Raw genomic sequence first — 18753 nt, forward strand, 5'->3', positions numbered from 1 at the left:
CCGCGTTGTGGGCCCGGAGGGGGACGCGAGCCCGGAGGGGACGCGAGCCCGGAGGGGACGCGAGCCTGAAGCGGGACTAGCGGATCCAGCTCATCATCGCGCGGACCCGCCGCCCGACGTGCTCGATCGGGTGGGCCGCACGGGCCGCCGCACGGCGGCTGGTCGCCCCGGCGGCCGGACCGGTCCCGGGACGTCCGTCCGGCCCGTGCTGGGTGGCGAAGCCGGCCTGGGTGATCTGCTCCACCCGGGTGCGGAGCTCGTGGACGACCGCGAGGTAGGCGACCTCCTCCTCCACCCCCCGCCGCACCAGCTCCTCGAACGCGTCCTCGACCGCCCGCTGGAGGGGCGCGTGGACCTGCTCCTCGGCATACCTCCACGCGGTGGCCTGGTGCTCCAGGGTGGTGACGATCGCGCCGGAGCGCAGCGACCCCATCGCGGCGGCGTAGGCGGTGAGCGTGGCCCAGGCGGCGCCGCTCTCGTCCCGGGCGACGGCGACCAGGGCCGGGCAGCCACGGCCGTCGAGGTACTCCTCCCGCACCCGGTCCCCGTCGCCGACCGCACGGAGCATCCCGAGGTCGACGCCCTCGGGCACGGTGAGCTCCCCGGCGACGACCGCCTCCGCGGAGGTCACCACGACGAGGTCGCCCGGCTCCGTCCCGCCCGTGAGCAGACGTTGCACCGTGGAGGGGTCGGCCTCGCCGGAGTCGCTCCCCGTGGGGACGAGGACGATGTCGCAGCGGGCGACCGCCTCCTCCGCCGTGGTCACCGCCAGCCCCTCCGTCTCCGCGCGCGCCGCCCCGCGGCTGTCCGGCACGGTCCCGACCCACACGTCGACCCCGCTGTCGCGCAGGTTCAGGGCGTGGGCGGCAGCCACGGCGTCGAACCCCAGGACCGCCACCTGCCGGTCCTGCAGGAGCGTCAGATCGGCGGAGTCGGGGTCGAGCACGGAGGTCATGCACCCAGCCTAGTGAGGGACGGCGACCGCCTTCCCGTCGACCTCAGCGCAGGAAGAGCGCCCGCAGGCGCACGGTCGCCAACCACAGCCCGGCGGCGGTCATCACCAGGAAGTAGCCCACGTGCACGAGCGTCACCAGCCCGAGATGGCCCACCGACAGCTGCCGCATCAGCTCCACGGCGTGCCACAGCGGCATCGCCATCACGAACCACTGCACCGTCTCGGGGTAGACGGTGATCGGGTAGAGCGTCGCCGAGAACAGGAACATCGGCAGCATCGCAAAGTTGATCAGGTCCATCTGCTGGAAGGTCTTCAGGTAGCTGGTGATCCCCATCCCCAGCGCGGCGAACCCGAGGGCGACGAGGACGGCCACCGGCACCATGAGCAGGGCCCACCAGCTGGTCACCAGACCCATGAGGGCGAGGACGCCGAGGAAGCCCACCGCGTAGACGAACCCGCGGAACAGGGCCATGAGGATCTCGCCCGCCGCCACGTCCAGCGGGCCGAGGCTGGTCTGCAGCATGGCCTGGTAGAGCTTGGCGAACCGCAGCTTGAAGAAGACGTTCCAGGTGGAGTCGTAGATCGCCCCGTTCATCGCCGAGGTGGCCAGCAGGGCGGGCGCGATGTAGGCGGCGTAGGAGATCGGCTCCCCTCCCGGTCCGGTCACCTCGCCGACCAGTCCGCCCATCCCCACGCCCATGGCCAGCAGGTAGAGGACCGGCTCGACGAACCCCGACACCAGGACCATCCAGTTCTGGTTGCGGATGACGGTGAACCCCCGCTCCAGGACCGCCCCCACGTTGCCGGACGAGAGGGAGCGGAACGGGCGGACCCCGGGATCCACGCCAGGACGTGCCGGGACCCCGTCGGGCGAGGACGCGGGGGTATGCCGTGCCGCCGGGTCCGGGGACGTGCTCACGTGTGCAGCCTCCGGGTGTAGACGCGGACGGCGGCCAGCACGCCGCCGACGGTCAGCGCGAGCAGGAAGCCCAGGTGGACCACGAGCATCACCGGCGACAGCGGGGCTCCGTAGCTGGCGAGCCGGGCCAGCTCGGTGCCGTGCCACACCGGGGAGATCCAGCCGATCCACTGCAGGTAGCCCGGCAGCACCGAGAGCGGGAAAAAGGTGCCGGCGAAGAGGAACATCGGCATGACGACGAAGCGCTGGATGAAGGCGAACTGCAGGCCCTCGTCCCGCAGCGTGGCGGCGTAGGCCTGCAGCGGGGCGCCGAAGGCGGTCGCGGTGAGCACCCCCACGGGCACCACGAGCAACGACTGCGCCCAGCCGCTCGGTGCCGCACCGAAGGCCAGCATGACCAGCCAGAAGACCAGGGACTGCAGGACGAGGCGGATGACCACGGCCACGAGGTGTCCCATCGCCACCTGACCCGGCTCGAGCGGACTGGCCGCCGGCGCGTGGTAGAGCCGCTGCCACTTGAACCCGGCCATGACCGGGTAGGTCATCTCGGCCGTGACGGACATGACGACCGTCGACACGAGCAGCGCGGGCGCGACGAAGGTCAGGTAGTCGACGCCGTCGACGGCTCCGGCTCCCTGCTGGACGAGCGTGCCGAGCCCGATGCCCAGGGCGACCATGTAGACGAGCGGCTGGCCCACCGAGTAGATCAGGATCGGCCAGAAGTAGGCCCGCATGCCGCGCAGCACCGTCTCGGCGTAGTACCAGACCCCGCGGGCCCTGGCCCGCCGCGCCATGACACCGTGGGCCGGCGCCCGGCCCGGGAAGGCGAGCAGGTCCGTGCCGGCGTCCGCGAGGGCCGGCCCCGCGGTGACCGGCTGCTCCTCCGCCGGCTGGCCCTCAGTCAACGAGCGTCCTTCCCGTGAGGCGGAGGAAGACGTCCTCCAGGGAGGACCGGCGCACCAGGGAGGTCACCGGGTGCAGGCCCCGGCGTGCGATCTCCTCCAGGGCCGCCTCGCCGTCGTCGGTGTAGACCAGGATCCGGTCGGGCAGGACCTCGTTGCGCGTCCCGACCCCCTCGAGGTCGGCGACCACCTGGGCGTTGCGCTGCGACCCGAAGCGGACCTCGACGACCTCGCGCGTGGAGTGCTCACGGATGAGCTGGCGGGGCGACCCCTGCGCCATGATCCGGCCGTGGTCGACGACGATGAGGCGGTCGCACAGCTGCTCGGCCTCGTCCATGAAGTGGGTGGTGACCACCAGCGTGGTGCCGGACTCCTTGAGCCGGAAGAGCCGGTCCCACAGGACGTGGCGGGCCTGCGGGTCCAGCCCGGTCGTCGGCTCGTCGAGCAGCAGGATGCGCGGCTCGTTGACCAGGCCCCGCGCGATGGTGAGCCGGCGCTTCATGCCCCCGGAGAGGTTGACCACCTTCTCCGTGGCCTTGGCCTCCAGCTGGGCGAAGGCCAGCAGCTCGTCGGCCTTCGGGCCGAGGAAGGACCGGGGCAGCCCGAAGTACCGCCCGTACATGACGATGTTCTCCCGGACCCGCAGCTCGTCGTCGAGGTTGTCCTGCTGGGGGACGACGCCGAGATGGGCCCGGACCTCCGGACCCTGACGGCCGGGATCCATCCCGAGCACCTGCAGCGTCCCCCCGGTGCGGTCCAGCGTGCCGCCGATCATCCGCATCGTGGTCGACTTGCCGGCCCCGTTGGGCCCGAGCAGCCCGAAGCTCTCCCCGCGGTGGACCTCGAAGTCGATCCCGTCGACGGCCGCGAAGTCGCCGTACTCCTTGCGCAGTCCCCGCGCGCTGATCACCGGCTCGGTCACGTCGCAGGATGCTACGTCGCCCGGCCGAGGAGGACCCAACGGGGTCTCGCCGGAGACGACCCCGCGGCCCGCGGGATCAGACCTTCGCCAGCTCCTGCTGCATCCACAGCGCCTCGGCGCGGTGCTGGGACGCCCCGCCGGGCGTCTCGCTGACGACCGGCGCGCCCGCCTCGCGGACGACGCCGACCAGCTCGTCGGGGTCGATCCGTCCCGACCCCAGGGCGGCGTGCCGGTCGGCGCCGGAGTCGAAGTCGTCCCGGCTGTCGTTGAGGTGGACCAGGTCGATGCGCCCCGTGATCTCCCGCACCCGGGCGACCACGTCGGTCAGCGGGACGCCCCCCGCCCACGCGTGGCAGGTGTCCAGGCAGAAGCCGACGTCCTCGGCCCCCTCGGCCTCCTGCACCGCCGCCCAGAGCAGGGCGATCCGGTCCAGCCGGCGGGCCATCGCGTTGCCGCCGCCGGCGGTGTTCTCGATGAGCAGGGGCACCTTGATGTCGGTGGCCTCCACCGCCTTGCGCCAGTTGTCGAAGCCCGTGGCCGGGTCGTCAGCGTTCCCGACGTGGCCCCCGTGGACGATCAGCCCCCTGGCGCCGATCTCGGCGGCGGCGTCCATGTGCTGCTGGAGCAGCTTGCGGCTCGGGATGCGGATCCGGTTGTTCGTGGAGGCCACGTTGATCATGTAGGGCGCGTGCACGTAGAGGTCCACCCCCGCCTCCTCCGCCGCCGCGCGCAGCGCCCCGGCCCCGCCGGGGTAGAGCACCTGCGGCCCCTTGTAGCTCTGCGGGTCGCCGAGGAAGTGCTGCACGAGCGTGGTGCCGCGGGCCTGCGCCTCGGCCACCGGGTCGGCCTGGTCGACGTGCGCACCGATCCTGATCGTCATGCCCCTCAGCCTAGGTTCCGGGCGCGCAGGGCCACGAGCCGCGCCCCTTCCGGCCCGAGCTGCGACCACGACCCGACGCCGGTGCGCAGCACCGCGGCGGCCGACGTGGGCAGGCCCGAGCCGACCGCCTCCAGCAGCGCGCGGTCGCTGCGGGCCGGGTCGGCCAGGTCGAGGACGAGGCTGCCGACGACCGGCTGGTGGCCGACCAGCCACACGGTCGCGGCGTCGTCGTCGGCCTCCTGGACCGTCTCGAGGGTGGCGTCGACCCCGCCGTCGTAGATGCTGCGCGACGGCCACCGCGGCACGTCCGCGGCGTCGAGTCCGGCGCCCTGCAGCACCAGCTCGGCCGTCTGCCGCGTACGGGCGGCGGTCGAGACGAGCACGAGGTCCGGCAGCAGCCCCTCGTCCGCGAGCCACCGGCCCAGGGCCGCGGAGTCCTCGACGCCGCGCGGCGCGAGCACGCGCTCGTGGTCACCGCCGGGGCTGTTCCCCTCGGCCTTGGCGTGCCGGACGACGACGAGGGTGCGGGTCATGACAGGACCGTACCGAACGCTCAGCCGTCGGCGCCCCCGGTCGCCACCACGTGCTCCAGCCGCCCCCGGTCCCGGTATGCCGTGAGCTGACGGTGCAGGTAGCTCCCCATCCGCGGGAAGGACGCGGGCGAGGCCCCACCCACGTGCGGGACGACGAGGACGCCGGGGGTCGACCACAGGGGGTGCCCGTCCGGCAGCGGTTCGGGCTCGGTCACGTCGAGGGCGGCCCGGAGGCGGCCGGCGGCGCACTCGGCCATCAGGGCTTCGGTGTCCACCACCCCGCCGCGGGCCACGTTGACGACGAGCGCGTCGTCGGGCAGGGCCGCCAGCACCTGCGCGTCGACGAGGCCCGTGGTCGCGCCGGTCAGCGGCACGCAGACCGCCAGCACGTCCGCCCGGGGCAGCAGCTCGGGGAGCCGGTCGCTCCCGTGCACCCGGTCGACGAGGTCGTCACCGGCCCGGTCGGCGCTCGCCACCGCCAGCACCTCGCACTCGGCCGCGACCAGCCGGCGCGCCAGCGCCCTGCCGATGCCGCCGTAGCCCAGCACCAGCACGGTCGAGTCGGCCAACGAGCGCCACGGCTGCCCCTCCGGGGCCGACCGGTCCCACGTCGCGGCGGCCTGGGAGAGGACGTGCTTGGGCAGGTGCCGCTGCGCCGCCAGCATGAGGGTCAGTGCCATCTCGGCGGTCGCGGTGTCGTGCACGCCGACGGCGTTGGCCATCTCCACCCCGTCCGGCAGGTGCGGCAGGGCGTGCTCGTACCCGGCGGACGCGAGCACCACGCCCTGCAGGCCCGGCACCTCGTCCATCCGCCGCAGCCACGGGCCGGCGACCATGGGCAGGGCGAGCACGTGGACGTCCCGCCCGCCACCGGGCACGTGCTCACGGTCCTGCGGGTCGTAGACCTCCACGTCGACCCCGGTGACCGGGCCGAGGAAGGGAGCCAGGTCGGACGGGACGGCGGCGACGACCGGTGCGCCCACCCTCAGCCCTCGACGCCCAGCGTGGTCAGGATCAGCTCACGGGCCTTGGCCGCGTCGGCCTGGCCCCGCATCTCCTTCATCACCTGGCCGATGAGGGCACCGGCAGCCTGCACCTTGCCGCCGCGGATCTTCTCCGCGACGTCGGGGTTGGCCGCGACGACCTTGTCGACGGCGGCCTGCAGCGCACCGTCGTCCTGGACCAGCTCCAGCCCGCGAGCGTCGGCGACCTCGGTCGGGGTGCCCTCGCCGGCGACGACGCCCTCGAGCACCTGCCGGGCCATCGAGTCGTTGAGCCGCCCGGAGGCCACCAGCCCGTCGAGCTCGGCGACGTGGGCGGGGGTCACGCCCAGGTCGGTGACGGCGACGCCGTCGGTGTTGGCCTGGCGCGCCAGCACCCCCGTCCACCACTTGCGCGCCGCGGCCGGGGACGCCCCGGCGGCCACGGTCTCCTCGATGACCTCGACCGCGCCGGCGTTGACGACGTCGCGCATCTCCAGGTCGGAGTAGCCCCAGTCGCCCTGCAGCCGGCGACGACGGTCGGCCGGGTTCTCCGGCAGGGTGGCCCGCAGCCGCTCGACGTCCTCGCGCGAGGGGGCCACCGGCACCAGGTCCGGCTCGGGGAAGTAGCGGTAGTCGTCGGCGTCGGACTTGGGGCGTCCGGCCGTCGTGATGCCGGTGTCCTCGTGCCAGTGGCGGGTCTCCTGGAAGACCGCCTCCCCGGCGTCCAGCACCGCGGCGTGCCGCGTCATCTCGTAGCGCACCGCCCGCTCGACCGACCGCAGCGAGTTGACGTTCTTGGTCTCGGTACGGGTGCCCAGCGTGCTGGACCCCGTCGGCATGAGCGAGACGTTGGCGTCGCAGCGCATGGAGCCCTGCTCCATCTTGACGTCGGAGACGTCGAGGGCCCGCATGAGGTCCCGCAGCGCCGACACGTAGGCCCGGGCCACCTCCGGCGCGCGCTCCCCGGCACCGGTGATCGGCCGGGTGACGATCTCGATGAGCGGGATCCCGGCGCGGTTGTAGTCGACGACGGAGTAGTCGGCCCCGTGGATGCGCCCGGTGGACCCGCCGACGTGGGTGGACTTGCCGGTGTCCTCCTCCATGTGGGCCCGCTCGATCTCCACCCTGAAGACCTCGGACGTCTCACCGCTGCCGTCCGCGGCCGGCACCTCGACGTCGATCCACCCGTCGAAGGCGATCGGCTCGTCGTACTGGCTGGTCTGGAAGTTCTTCGGCATGTCCGGGTAGAAGTAGTTCTTCCGCGCGAAGCGGCACCACTCGGCGATCCGGCAGTTCAGCGCCAGACCGATCCGCACGGCCGACTCCACCGCGGTCGCGTTGACCACCGGCAGCGCACCGGGCATGCCCAGGCAGACCGGGCAGGTCTGGGTGTTGGGCTCGGCACCGAACCCGGTGGCGCACCCGCAGAACATCTTGGTGGCGGTCGACAGCTCGACGTGCACCTCCAGGCCGACGACCGGCTCGTACCGGGTCAGCAGCTCCTCGTAGGGCACGGTGGGGGCCGGCCCGGCGGTGGCTCTCGTCGTGGCGCTCACGCGCGCACCTCCTCGGTCTGGGGCCCGGCGGCGCCGGGGGTATGACGTGCTCCCGCCCTCGCGGTCCCAGGCACCTCGGGGGCGGTGGTGGGCACCTCGGGCAGCCGCTCGATCACCGGCCCGCCCTGGGCCCGGGCGAGCCGGGCCTCCAGGGCCGCGCCCACGGCATACAACCGCTGGTCCTGCATGGCGGGGGCGAGCAGCTGGATGCCCACGGGCAGACCGTCCTCGGGGGCCAGCCCCGAGGGGATGGACATCCCGGGGATGCCGGCGAGGTTGGCCGGGATGGTGGCGATGTCGTTCAGGTACATCGACATCGGGTCCTCCATCTTGTCGCCGATCCGGAAGGCGGTGGTCGGCGCGGTCGGGCTGACCAGCACGTCGGCCTGCTCGAACGCCGCCTCCAGGTCGCGCGCGATGAGGGTGCGGACCTTCTGCGCCTGGCCGTAGTAGGCGTCGTAGTAGCCGCTGGACAGGGCGTAGGTGCCCAGGATGATGCGGCGCTTGACCTCGTCACCGAAGGCCCCGTCGCGGCTGGCGGCCATCACCTGCTCGGCGCTGGGGCGGTCCTCCGGCGTCGTCCGGTGGCCGTAGCGCATGGCGTCGTAACGGGCCAGGTTGCTGCTCGCCTCGGAGGGGAGGATCAGGTAGTAGGCGGCCATCGCGTAGGTGAAGTGCGGGCAGGAGACCTCGACGATCTCGGCACCCAGTGCGCGGAGCTCGTCCAGCGCCTCGTCGAAGCGCTGCTGGACGCCGGCCTGGAAACCCTTCCCACCGATCTCACGGACGACGCCGACCCTCAGTCCGGCGAGCGAACCGTCCTCGGCGGACGCGGCGGCGGCGGAGTCGACGACCGGCGGCACGGGGGCGTCGATGCTCGTGGAGTCCATCGGGTCGTGCCCGCCGAGCACCTCGTGCAGCAGGGCGGCGTCGGCGACCGTGCGGGCGCACGGGCCGATCTGGTCCAGGCTGGAGGCCAGCGCGATGATCCCGTAGCGGCTGACCCCGCCGTAGGTGGGCTTGACGCCGACGGTGCCGGTGACGGCGGCCGGCTGGCGGATCGAGCCCCCGGTGTCCGACCCGATGGCCAGCGGCGCGAGGTAGGCCGCCACCGCGGCACTGGAACCGCCGCCGGAACCGCCGGGGATGCGCTCCAGGTCCCAGGGGTTGCGGGTGGGGCCGAAGGCGGAGTGCTCGGTGGAGGAGCCCATGGCGAACTCGTCCATGTTGGTCTTGCCGAGAATAGGCATGCCGGCGTTCCGAAGCTTGGTGACGATCGTGGCGTCGTAGGGCGGCACGAAGTGCTCCAGCATGCGGGAGCCGGCTGTCGTGGTCAGTCCCTGCGTGCAGGCGATGTCCTTGACGGCGACGGGGACGCCGGCGAGCCGGGGCAGCTCCTCCCCCGCCGCGCGGGCGGCATCGACCTCGCGGGCGGTGGCCAGGGCACCCTCGGCGTCGATCAGGAGGAAGGCGTTGAGCGCCGGGTTCAACCGTTCGATGCGGTCCAGGTGGGCCCGGACGAGCTCCTCGGAGGTGGTCCTTCCGGCGGCCATGGCGTCGGCCATCTGGACGGCGCTGAGCCGGGTCAGGTCGGTGCCGTCCCCGGCCGCGGGGGCGCCTGCGGTGGTGGTGTCGCTCACGGGTGTCCTCACTCCTCGTCGAGGATGCGGGGCACGCCGAAGCGGCCGTCCTCGGGGTCGGGGGCGTTGGCCAGGGCCTGCTCGGCCGTCAGGCTGGGACGCACCTCGTCGGGACGGGTGACGTTGACCAGCGGCAGGGGGTGGGACATCGGGGGCACGTCGTCGGCGGCGACCTCGTTGACCTGGCCGACCCAGTCGACGATCTGGTCGAGCTGGCCGGCGAGGCGGTCGAGCTCGTGGTCCTCGAGCTGGATGCGCGCCAGCATGGCGACGTGCGCGACGTCGTCGCGCGAGAGGTTGGACATGGCCGACAGTGTAGGTCGCCGGTGTTGCGTCGTCGTTTCCCCCGGCGGCGGGGCTCAGATGATCCCCAGGTCCCGTCCCCGGACCACCGCCTCCCGACGGGACGTCGTCCCCAGCTTGCGGTGGATGTGCTTCATGTGGGTGCGCAGGGTGTTGGCAGAGATGAACATCCTGGCGGCGACCTCCTCGTTCGTCGCCCAGCCCTGGACGGCGCGCAGGACCTCGCGCTCCCGGGGGGTCAGGGGTTCGAACTGCCAGCTCAGCGGGCCGCCCGGCCGCTCGGGGTGGAGCCGGTCCAGGACCGCGGTGAGCAGCTCGTCGTGCATGGTGCCGCGATCCAGGAGGCGGAGCAGGAGCGGCCGGACGTCCCGGCCCAGGCGCAGGTAGGGGTAGATGAGGGACTCGGAGCTCGAGACGACCAGCGCCCGGTCCAGCTCGTCGAGCGCCTCCTCACTGCAGCCGAGGGCGTCCTCGACGAGGGCGAAGCTCACCTGGGCGAACAGCATGGCCGGTGACCGTCCCCCCGTCCGCAGGACACCCCGCAGCAGGGAGCGGGCCTCCTCCGGACGTCCGGCGCGCCGGAGCACGTCGCCCTGCCACGTGGCACGGATCACCTGGTCGCCGGGGTCGGGCGGGCCGTGCTCCAACCGGAGCTGGTCGAGCGCGTCGCCGTGGTGCCCCTCGGCCACCATCTGGTCGACCTGTAGGACGCGGAGCATGGCCCGGCCCCACGCGGGTGGCTCCCGGTCGGCGACCAGGTCCTCGAGGGTGTCGAGCTGGCTGCGGGCCGATGAGACCCGGTCCAGCGTCAGCAGGGTGGAGTGGGTGAGCACCAGGACGCGGAGGTGGTTGACCCGGTCGGCGGGCTCGAGGTCGTCCAGCGCCTGCGAGAGGTGCTGGAGGGCGCCGGCCAGCTGTCCCTGGAGCAGCTCGACCCCACCGAGCGCGGCGTGCGCGGCCGTCGTGGCGTGCGGCCCGGGCCCGCGGCCCTCCCGCTCCGCGGTGACGACCTCGGAGGCCCACCTCCGGGCCGCGTGCAGCCGGCCGGCGGCCAGCTCCGCCAGGGCCAGCTGCGCGCGCGTGCGCAGGACCAGCTCCGGCGTGCCGAGGTCCTGCGCGTAGTCCAGCGCCCGCTCGAGCCGTTCCCGGGGGTCCCCGAGCAGGTGGACCCCCTCGTACGCCCCGAGGTGGTGGAGCAGGAGGGCCAGCAGCTCCCGCTCCCGGCGGGGCAGGTAGCCACCCCGGCCACCGAGGCGGTCGATCTGCTCCAGCGCACCGCTGCGGAGGTCCCCGTCGACGAGCTCTCCTGTGAGGGTGGCCACGTGCAGGCGGATGACCGTGCTCATCGCCCGCACGGTGTCCTGCCGGCGGCCGGGCGGCAGCCGGTGCGACAGGGAGGCGGCGGTGGTGGCGCAGCGAGCGGCGTCCTCGAGGTCGCGGTCGCGCAGCCGCAGGAAGCTGCAGACGACCGCCAGCTCCGGCTGGGTGGAGCGCAGGTCCTCGTCGAAGAGGTGCAGCAGGGACCGGACGAGGGCTGACTCGCCGGCGACCGCCAGCTCCACCCAGGACTCTCCGAGCAGCGCGGCAGCCCACCCCGGGTCACCGCCGGCGAGCGCGTGGCGCACGGCCTCGACCGCTGATCCGGCCTCGCGGTGCCACCGGGCGGCGAGGAGGTGCCGGCGCGCCGTGGCGGCCGGCTCGGTCTGCAGGGCCCGGGCCTGCAGCGCCGCCCGGAACAGCGGGTGCCAGTGGTACCAGGTCCTCTCGTCCTCCCGGTCGTCGAGGCGACCCAGGAAGAGGTGGTCGTGGTGGAGACGGGCGAGGGTGCGGCCCCCGTCCGGACCCCCGCCAAGGGCGTCGACGAGGTCGCCGCAGACGGGATCGGCGGTGGCGGCCCGGATGAGGACGGTCTGGACGTCCGGAGGTTGGGCCGCGAGGACCTCGTCCAGGAGGTAGTCGGTCGCGAGCGAGACCCCCTCGTGGACGCCCTCCGGCAGGGCACGATGGTGCAGGGCGGCCGCGACGATCCCGATCCCGGCCGCCCACCCGACGGTCCGCTCGAGAAGTTCGGCCGTCTGCGGCGTGGGCAGCGGCCGCCCCCGCAGCACCAGCAGCTGGGTGAGCTCCTCGTGGGTGAACGCCAGGTCCGTCTCGTCGAGCTCGCGGACGTAGCCGAGCAGCCGGAGCCGCGACTGGCCAAGGCCGGGCTCCACCCGGCCGAGCACCACGAGACGCACCTGCTGGGGCGGGTACCGCAGGACCTTGGCGAGCAGCTCCTCCGCCGCCGACCCGACGACGGCGTCGAAGTCGTCCAGCACCAGGACGACGTCGTCCTGGAGGCGTGCCATCGCGGTCGAGACCTGGACGAGGAGCGCCTCGTCGACCGACGTCGTCCCGGGAGCGACGGACAGGGCCCCGAGGGCCTGCCCGCCCGGCGGGGTGCCGGCCATCGCAGCCACGAGGTAGCGCAGGAGCCGGACCGGGTCGCGGTCCCCCTCGTCCAGGGTGAGCCAGGCGACCGCGCGGGGGCTGCGCTGCCGCCTCGTCCAGGCGAGGACGGCCTGGGTCTTGCCGGCACCCGCCGGTGCGGACACGATCAGCGAGCCGGCGTCGACGGCGTCGTCGATCAGGGCGTCCAGGCGCGGACGGTCGAGCAGGCCGGGCACGGGGGGCGGCCGGAGGAGCTTTCCGAGGAAGAGGCCGCGGTGCAGGACGGGCACTCCCGGGACGGCGCTCCAGGGAGGGTTGGGCGTGACCCGCAGCGACATACCTCCTCCGACCTCTTCGCGTCCACTGTAGGACGACGGGGTCCGGTGCTGCCGAGGGAGATCATCGGAGGAGCGGGAGACCTGGGGCACACGTGCCGGGGGCCGGGTCGGAGGTCCGACCCGGCCCCGCCTCACGGGTGGCCACACTCACCCGGTGAGCACCGTGGGCGAAGATCCGTCACGGGGTAGGACGCCCACCACCACCGCCGCCCTTGCCGCCGCCGGCCTTGACGGCCACGGATACCTGGAGCGTGACGGTGTCGACGTCGAGCACCTGTCCGGCGTCCGCCCCGATGAGGTCCACGTTGGGCGCGGTGAAGGTCACCGTGTAGGTGCCCGGAAGAGGCTTCTGCCAGTTGTACCCGTAGACGACCCGTCCGGTGGAGTTGATCTCAGCCGTCGCGGGACCGTTGACGACGAGAAGGCCGTCGATGCGCTCGATCTTCAACCAGGCGTCGGCGTCCCAGGCCCGGACCTCAGGGTAGGGGGTGACCGCAACTCCGAGGGTGCCGTAGGTGGCGTAGCGGTCGAGCTCATCGGTGAGCTTGACGACCTCGAAGCCGGTGAAGGTGTAGCCGGCGGTCGTCAGGCCCATCTCGACCCGGATCGGGGTGTTCGCCTTCAGCGGGGCATTCGTGAGGTTGTCGCCCCACTCGGCGGTGACCGCGACGGTGTCCACATCAGCGGTGGCACAGCTGGCCTGCCAGGTGTCCTCACCCTGCAGGTAGTAGCCGGCGAAGATCTCGCTCGGCAGCTGACCCAGGACCTCGTCGGGGGCGACAGGAAGCCCGCACGGGAAGTTGAGCGTCATGCCTACCGCGGGTACGAACACGGCCGGGACGGACAGGTTGTTGCCGGCCTCCTCCTCGGCCTCCCCACCGACGGGCGGGCCACCCTTGGCCAGCGAGGCCGGCACCCCGACCATCGTCAGCCCGACCAGCGCCGCCACCGCTGCCGTCGTCATCCTGGTGCGTGTCCTCATGGTCGGACCTCCTCGTCCTCCTGGAGGGTCGGACCGACATGGTCCGCTGCCGGTGCTCCCGGTCCCTCCACCTCCAGGGTCCTGCCCGGGCAACCCCTCGTCGTCACCCCTCGGGGGTGATCCTCATGCCCGTGGACGAGCAGCTCCGCGGCACCGGGAGCCGGTCCGGACCGGACGACGTCACAGAGCCATGCATCTGGTGCCGCGTCGTGCCGTGCCCACGTCGATCCTCGTGGCCGTCCTCCTCGCAGGGTGCACCGGCGCCGACCTGCCCTCGGCGTCGGGACAGCCGCTGGCGGAGCTGAGGGAGTGGGGCGGGATGTGCGTGGACGGAGAGTGCGGCGGCACCCTGACCGTCGGCGACGACGGACGGTGGACCTTCGTGCCCGCCTCCTCCACCCGGGTCACGGATGAGGGCCAGCTGTCGCAGCGGCAGCTCCACCAACTGCGGGGGGCGGTCGGGCGCACCAGGCTGGACGTCGAGCCCTCGAACGCCCCGGCCGGCCGACCCGACTGCGCCGCGGACCACGACGGCCGGTCGGTGAGCTACGGGTGGGCCGACCCGCAGGCCGGGTGGACCGAGGTGTCCTCGTGCGAGCAGCACCTCCGGGACCGCGACCCCCTGGCCCGGCTGCTGGAGCAGCTGGCGGAGCGGCTGGTCCCCTCCGGGCCGCGCTGACCGCACCGTTCCCGACCGTGGCCGAAGCTCCCGTCCTGCGACGGCTCGTGCACGACGACGAAGGACCGCCCGGTCCGTGCTGACCGGGACGGTCCTGGGATGTGTCCGCTCTACGCGGATCGGTGGTGGCTCACCTGGCCGTGCTGCCCGTGAGGTGCAGGTGCACGACGGCTTCGTGCCACCGCTGCTCGAGGAGGGCCGGGATGCCGGCCTCCTGGGAGGCGGCCCCCCGTCGGTGCTCGACCAGTCGTTGGTCGATGGCGAGGAGCACGTCCCTGTCCCGCTCGCGGCTGAGGCTCTGGGCGAGGAAGACATCCTGCTGGCTCATGGATTGATACCTCCTTCCCACATCGCATGGTGGATCTGGACGTCGGGGCCGGAGCTCCGGTCCTTCTACCTCAACCGTGCACCCGACGACGCAGGCGCGCGTCACCCCGCAGGGGTGATTCCTGGGGCTGCTCCGTCACCGAACTGGCCCGTCACCGAGCTGCTGTGGGACCGCGGCGGCTGCGTCACCGGTCCTGGCGCTGCTTCAACCGCTCGATGACCAGCTTGGGCGAGGGGTTGGTGTGCGGCACGCCGTCGATGACGACGGTGGGAACCGTCTCGTTGCCGCCGTTGACCTCCCGGACGAAGGCGGCACCCTGCTCGTCCTCCCAGATGTTGATCCAGGTGGCGCGGTCGCGCAGGGAGCCGAGCCGCGCCTTGAGCATCGCGCAGAAACCGCATCCGGGCCGCCAGTAGATGACGACGGGGGGTGGAGCGTCGGTGCCGGTCATGGTGAGGACCTCCTCGTGGGTCGGGCCGCCGCGTCCGCGCCACGGCGAGGTCCACCAGGCGACGGCGAGCGCCACGACACCGTAACCGACCGCGGATGCCGGACGCCCGTCCGAGACGGCGTCCAGCACGACCAGACCGAGCAGGACGACCAGCAGCGCCCAGACCCAGGGGGACCTCACCGGTGCGCCTCGGACCGCAGCACGTCGGCGGTCACCTCGAGCTGGCCCCGGTGCTGGCACAGCTCCTCCAGCACGTGGATCAGCGCGCCGCCCTGCGTCCGTCCGACCGGCAGCGCGTGCGTCTCGGGGCGGTCCTGCCCCCTGCACGGGGCGTTCCAGTCGACGCCCGTGAGGACCTCCGCGAAGCCTCGCCGACCCGAGGCCACCTGCGCCTCGAGGTCCGCCAGGGTCCCGGCGGCCCGGAACTCGGCCTCCCGGTCGCGGTGGTTCGGCCTTCCGCCGACCTTGTGCCCCGCCCAGAAGTCCATGACGCCCAGGCAGTGGACGACGACGGCGTAGGGGCTGTTACTCCCCTCGACCGCCAGTCGCGCGTTCACCAGCTCCTCGCCGAGCTCACGGCAGGCGTCGAGCATCCCGTCCAGCGCTCGGTCCACGAACCACAGCAGGTCGTCGGTGGCCGGCTCGCCGGTCACGCCCCCGCCCCCGCCCCGTCGTCGGGAACGTCCTCCCCCGCCGCGTCGGACGTGACCGGTGGTGGACCGGCCGCCAGCAGCCGGACGAAACCCTCCTCGTCGAGGACGGGCACCCCGAGCTCCTCGGCCTTCGCGGCCTTCGACCCGGCGTTGGCCCCCACCACGACGAAGTCCGTCTTCTTCGACACCGACCCGGACGCCTTGCCGCCCCGCCTGACGATCGCCTCCTTGGACTCGTCCCGGCTGAAGCCCTCCAGGGACCCGGTGACCACCACGGTCAGCCCCTCCAGGGTGCGCTCCACCGACTCGTCCCGCTCGTCGGCCATCCGCACCCCGTCGGCCGCCCACCGCTCCACGATCTCGCGGTGCCAGTCCACCGCGAACCACTCCTTCACCGACTCCGCGATGACCGGCCCGACCCCCTCGACCGCTGCGAGCTCCTCGGTGCTCGCCGCGCGGATCGCCTCCATCGACCCCAGCTGGGTCGCCAGGGCCCGGGCCGCGGTCGGCCCGACGTGCCGGATCGAGAGCGCGACCAGCACCCGCCACAGGGGCTGGCCCTTGGCCTGCTTCAGGTTGTCGACCAGCTTCTGACCGTTGGCCGACAGCACCCGCCCGTCGACCACCGTGTCCTGCGGGTCGGTCCTCTTCGCGGTCCGGGTGAACAGAGGAACCCGCGCGACGTCCTCGACGGTCAACGAGAACAGCGTCGCCTCGTTGGCCAGCACCCCGGCGTCGAGCAGCGCGTTGACGCCCTCGGCACCGAGCGCCTCGATGTCGAAGGCGCCACGGCTGGCCACGGAGTAGAGCCGCTCCCGCAGCTGGGCGGGGCAGGCGCGGGAGTTGGGGCAGCGGATGTCCTTGTCCCCCTCCTTCTCGGGCCGCAGCTCGGTGCCGCACGAGGGGCAGTGCGTCGGCATGACGAACGCGTGCTCGGTGCCCTCGCGCAGGTCGACGACCGGCCCGAGGATCTCCGGGATCACGTCACCGGCCTTGCGCAGCACGACGGTGTCGCCGATGAGCACGCCCTTGCGCTCGACCTCGTGCTGGTTGTGCAGCGTCGCCCGCTCGACCGTGGACCCGGCGACCTGCACCGGCTCCATCAGCCCCCACGGCGTGACCCGGCCGGTCCGGCCGACGTCGACCCGGATGTCGAGCAGCTTCGTGGTGACCTCCTCGGGCGGGTACTTGTAGGCGATCGCCCACCGCGGCGCCCGCGACGTCGACCCGAGACGTCGCTGAACGTCGACCTCGTCGACCTTGACGACCACCCCGTCGATCTCGTGCTCCACGGCGTGCCGCTGCTCGCCCCACCCCGTGACGAAGTCGCACACCTCCTCGATGGTGCCGAGCACCCGCGTGCGCCCCGACACCGGCAGCCCCCAGGCCGCCAGCAGCTCGTAGGCCTGTGACTGGCGCACCACGTCGAAACCCTCCCGGGCCCCGATCCCGTGCACGATCATCCGCAGGTCCCGCGAGGCGGTGACCCGCGGATCCTTCTGGCGCAGCGACCCGGCCGCGGTGTTGCGCGGGTTGGCGAACGGCGCCTTCCCCGCCGCCACCAGGCCCGCGTTGAGCTCCTCGAAGGAGGACACCGGGAAGTAGACCTCCCCCCGCACCTCCACCAGGCGCGGCACCGGCACCGGCCCGGTGCTGCCCGGCCCCTCCTCGACGACGGCACCCTCCACCGGGTGCGCTCCTCCGTCGGCGCCGCCCACCGCCTCGGCCTCCTGCTCCTCCGGGGCCCGCAGCCGCAGGGGCACGCCCTCGATCGTGCGCACGTTCAGCGTGACGTCCTCACCGGTCCGCCCGTCCCCACGGGTCAGGGCCCGCACGAGGCGGCCGTCCTCGTAGAGCAGGTTGACCGCCAGCCCGTCGATCTTCAGCTCGCACAGGTAGCTGACCCGCGATCCGCCGACGTCGCGCTCCACCCGTTCGGCCCACGCGACGAGCTCCTCCACCGAGAACGCGTTGTCCAGGCTGAGCATCCGCTCGAGGTGGTCGACCGCGGTGAACTCGGTCGAGAAGGTCCCCCCGACCACCTGGGTCGGACTGTCGGGCACCCGCAGCCCCGGGTGCTCCTTCTCCAGCTCCTCGAGCTCGCGCACCAGCGCGTCGAACTCCCCGTCGCTGACGACCGGCGCGTCCTTGACGTAGTAGGCGAACTGGTGACCGCGAATCTCCTCGGCCAGCTCGACCCACCGGTGGCGGGCAGCCTCGGGCACGTCGTCGACGAGGTCGGGTGGGGTGCTCGCGTTCACCCGCCCATCTTGGCAGGGTCCACCGACACCCCGGAGGTATGCCGCTCCCTCCCGGCCACGCGCGGACCGCGCCCGGCCCGGCCCCGCGCACCCCGCCCGGAACCGACGAGCAGGGACCCCGCCAGGACGACGCCGGCCCCCAGGAGGACGAGCGGACCGACGCTCTCCCCCAGCAGGACCACCCCCAGGACCACGGACACGACGACGATCGGGTAGGTCACGCTCGTGGCGACGGTCGGACCGGCGGCCCGCACCACGGCATACTGCATCGCCTGCGCGAGCCCGGTGCCGACCACGCCGAGCGCGGCCACCGCGAGGAGGGGACCCCACAGGGACCATCCGTCCCCGGACGCCGACGGACCGGCGGGTGCCAACGGGCCTTCGGAGGGCAGGCCCCGCAGCCACCAGTCGACGACCAGGAGCACGGGCACCTGGGCCAGCGCCACGAACACCTGGGCGGCCGGCATCGACAGCCCGCCGGGGTCGACCCCGTGCAGGAAGCGGCGTACGTAGGTCCACCCGATCCCGTAGCTGGCCGAGGCGACCAGCACCATGGCCAGGCCCACGGGGTCGGGCCCCCGGTCCAGCGACCAGGGCTGGGCGATGAGGACGACCCCCAGGAAACCGACGGCCACCCCGACCTGCCGGCGCCGTCCCACCGGTTGCCCCGGCAGCATCAGCGCGGTCGCCACGACGGCGGCGACCGGGGTGGTGGCGTTCGCGATCCCGGCCACGGCGGAGGTCACCCGCTGCTCGCCGAGGGCGAAGAGGGTCCACGGCAGGGAGCACAGGAGGGTGCCGGTGACGAGCAGGTGCCCCCAGGTGCGCCGGCCACGCGGCAGGCGGGTGCGGGTCAGCGCGACGAGGGTGAGCAGCACCACCGCCCCGAGCACGATCCGCAGGGCGGTCACCTGCACCCCGCTGAGGGCCTCCAGCCCGACCTTGATGAGCAGGTAGCTCGAGCCCCAGACGACGGCGAGGGTGAGGTACCAGACCTGCCAGGGCACCGGCCCCCTCCGTCCCCCGGGTGGGCCGGCG

At 73.3% G+C, this 18753-nt stretch carries 18 protein-coding genes; 1 reads left to right on the top strand and 17 read right to left on the bottom strand.

The features are described 5' to 3' along the window. Nucleotides 1-76 precede the first annotated feature (76 nt). The 12 genes from ACWHYA_RS01305 to ACWHYA_RS01360 form a co-directional block, all read right to left on the bottom strand. Nucleotides 77-955, bottom strand: a complete 879-nt coding sequence (locus ACWHYA_RS01305) for a hypothetical protein (RefSeq protein ID WP_425939612.1) — start codon at nucleotides 953-955, stop codon at nucleotides 77-79. A gap of 43 nt (nucleotides 956-998) precedes the next feature. After that, the gene (locus tag ACWHYA_RS01310; protein ID WP_425940027.1) at nucleotides 999-1799 is read right to left on the bottom strand and encodes an ABC transporter permease; all 801 of its coding nucleotides are present in this window, start codon (nucleotides 1797-1799) and stop codon (nucleotides 999-1001) included. Nucleotides 1800-1870: 71 nt separating this feature from the next. Next, nucleotides 1871-2779: an ABC transporter permease gene (locus ACWHYA_RS01315; RefSeq protein ID WP_425939610.1), complete on the bottom strand. Its 909-nt coding sequence runs from the start codon at nucleotides 2777-2779 to the stop codon at nucleotides 1871-1873. Continuing rightward, entirely contained in the window at nucleotides 2772-3698 is a 927-nt protein-coding gene (locus tag ACWHYA_RS01320; protein ID WP_425939608.1) for an ABC transporter ATP-binding protein, read from the bottom strand. The genes ACWHYA_RS01315 and ACWHYA_RS01320 overlap by 8 nt, the downstream gene beginning before the upstream one ends. A gap of 76 nt (nucleotides 3699-3774) precedes the next feature. Beyond that, nucleotides 3775-4578 carry a deoxyribonuclease IV gene (locus ACWHYA_RS01325; protein WP_425939606.1) on the bottom strand — a complete coding sequence of 268 codons (804 nt, stop codon included), beginning with the start codon at nucleotides 4576-4578 and terminating at the stop codon, nucleotides 3775-3777. A gap of 5 nt (nucleotides 4579-4583) precedes the next feature. Further along, nucleotides 4584-5111, bottom strand: a complete 528-nt coding sequence (locus ACWHYA_RS01330) for a SixA phosphatase family protein (protein WP_425939604.1) — start codon at nucleotides 5109-5111, stop codon at nucleotides 4584-4586. 20 nt (nucleotides 5112-5131) lie between these two features. Further along, on the bottom strand, nucleotides 5132-6094 hold the full coding sequence (locus ACWHYA_RS01335) for an NAD(P)-dependent oxidoreductase (protein WP_425939603.1): 963 nt from the start codon (nucleotides 6092-6094) through the stop codon (nucleotides 5132-5134). A gap of 2 nt (nucleotides 6095-6096) precedes the next feature. Next, nucleotides 6097-7608, bottom strand: coding sequence for an Asp-tRNA(Asn)/Glu-tRNA(Gln) amidotransferase subunit GatB (gene gatB, locus ACWHYA_RS01340; RefSeq protein WP_425940025.1), 1512 nt, complete (start codon nucleotides 7606-7608; stop codon nucleotides 6097-6099). 38 nt (nucleotides 7609-7646) lie between these two features. Beyond that, nucleotides 7647-9215: an Asp-tRNA(Asn)/Glu-tRNA(Gln) amidotransferase subunit GatA gene (gene gatA / locus ACWHYA_RS01345; RefSeq protein ID WP_425940023.1), complete on the bottom strand. Its 1569-nt coding sequence runs from the start codon at nucleotides 9213-9215 to the stop codon at nucleotides 7647-7649. 83 nt (nucleotides 9216-9298) lie between these two features. Beyond that, nucleotides 9299-9595, bottom strand: coding sequence for an Asp-tRNA(Asn)/Glu-tRNA(Gln) amidotransferase subunit GatC (gene gatC, locus ACWHYA_RS01350; RefSeq protein WP_425939601.1), 297 nt, complete (start codon nucleotides 9593-9595; stop codon nucleotides 9299-9301). Nucleotides 9596-9649: 54 nt separating this feature from the next. After that, a complete protein-coding gene (locus ACWHYA_RS01355; RefSeq protein ID WP_425939599.1) occupies nucleotides 9650-12361 on the bottom strand; it encodes a helix-turn-helix transcriptional regulator in 2712 nt (903 codons plus the stop codon). Between the two features lie 178 nt (nucleotides 12362-12539). After that, nucleotides 12540-13343 (bottom strand): hypothetical protein, encoded by an 804-nt coding sequence (locus tag ACWHYA_RS01360; protein ID WP_425939597.1) that lies wholly within the window; start codon nucleotides 13341-13343, stop codon nucleotides 12540-12542. Between the two features lie 190 nt (nucleotides 13344-13533). Between ACWHYA_RS01360 and ACWHYA_RS01365 the strand changes: the two genes are divergently transcribed. After that, on the top strand, nucleotides 13534-14022 hold the full coding sequence (locus tag ACWHYA_RS01365; RefSeq protein WP_425939595.1) for a hypothetical protein: 489 nt from the start codon (nucleotides 13534-13536) through the stop codon (nucleotides 14020-14022). A gap of 130 nt (nucleotides 14023-14152) precedes the next feature. Here the strand turns inward: ACWHYA_RS01365 and ACWHYA_RS01370 are convergent, their stop codons facing one another. The 5 genes from ACWHYA_RS01370 to ACWHYA_RS01390 form a co-directional block, all read right to left on the bottom strand. Then, the gene (locus ACWHYA_RS01370) at nucleotides 14153-14350 is read right to left on the bottom strand and encodes a hypothetical protein (protein ID WP_425939594.1); all 198 of its coding nucleotides are present in this window, start codon (nucleotides 14348-14350) and stop codon (nucleotides 14153-14155) included. A gap of 184 nt (nucleotides 14351-14534) precedes the next feature. Further along, on the bottom strand, nucleotides 14535-14981 hold the full coding sequence (locus ACWHYA_RS01375) for a glutaredoxin domain-containing protein (protein ID WP_425939592.1): 447 nt from the start codon (nucleotides 14979-14981) through the stop codon (nucleotides 14535-14537). Next, a complete protein-coding gene (locus ACWHYA_RS01380; protein WP_425939590.1) occupies nucleotides 14978-15454 on the bottom strand; it encodes a mycothiol transferase in 477 nt (158 codons plus the stop codon). Before ACWHYA_RS01380 ends, ACWHYA_RS01375 begins: the two co-directional genes overlap by 4 nt. Then, nucleotides 15451-17715 (bottom strand): NAD-dependent DNA ligase LigA, encoded by a 2265-nt coding sequence (gene ligA / locus ACWHYA_RS01385; protein WP_425939588.1) that lies wholly within the window; start codon nucleotides 17713-17715, stop codon nucleotides 15451-15453. The genes ACWHYA_RS01380 and ligA overlap by 4 nt, the downstream gene beginning before the upstream one ends. Then, complete coding sequence (locus tag ACWHYA_RS01390) at nucleotides 17712-18722, bottom strand: DMT family transporter (RefSeq protein WP_425939586.1); 1011 nt, start codon at nucleotides 18720-18722, stop codon at nucleotides 17712-17714. Before ACWHYA_RS01390 ends, ligA begins: the two co-directional genes overlap by 4 nt. Between the last annotated feature and the right edge of the window lie 31 nt (nucleotides 18723-18753).

This window comes from Ornithinimicrobium carbonis (assembly GCF_977012275.1).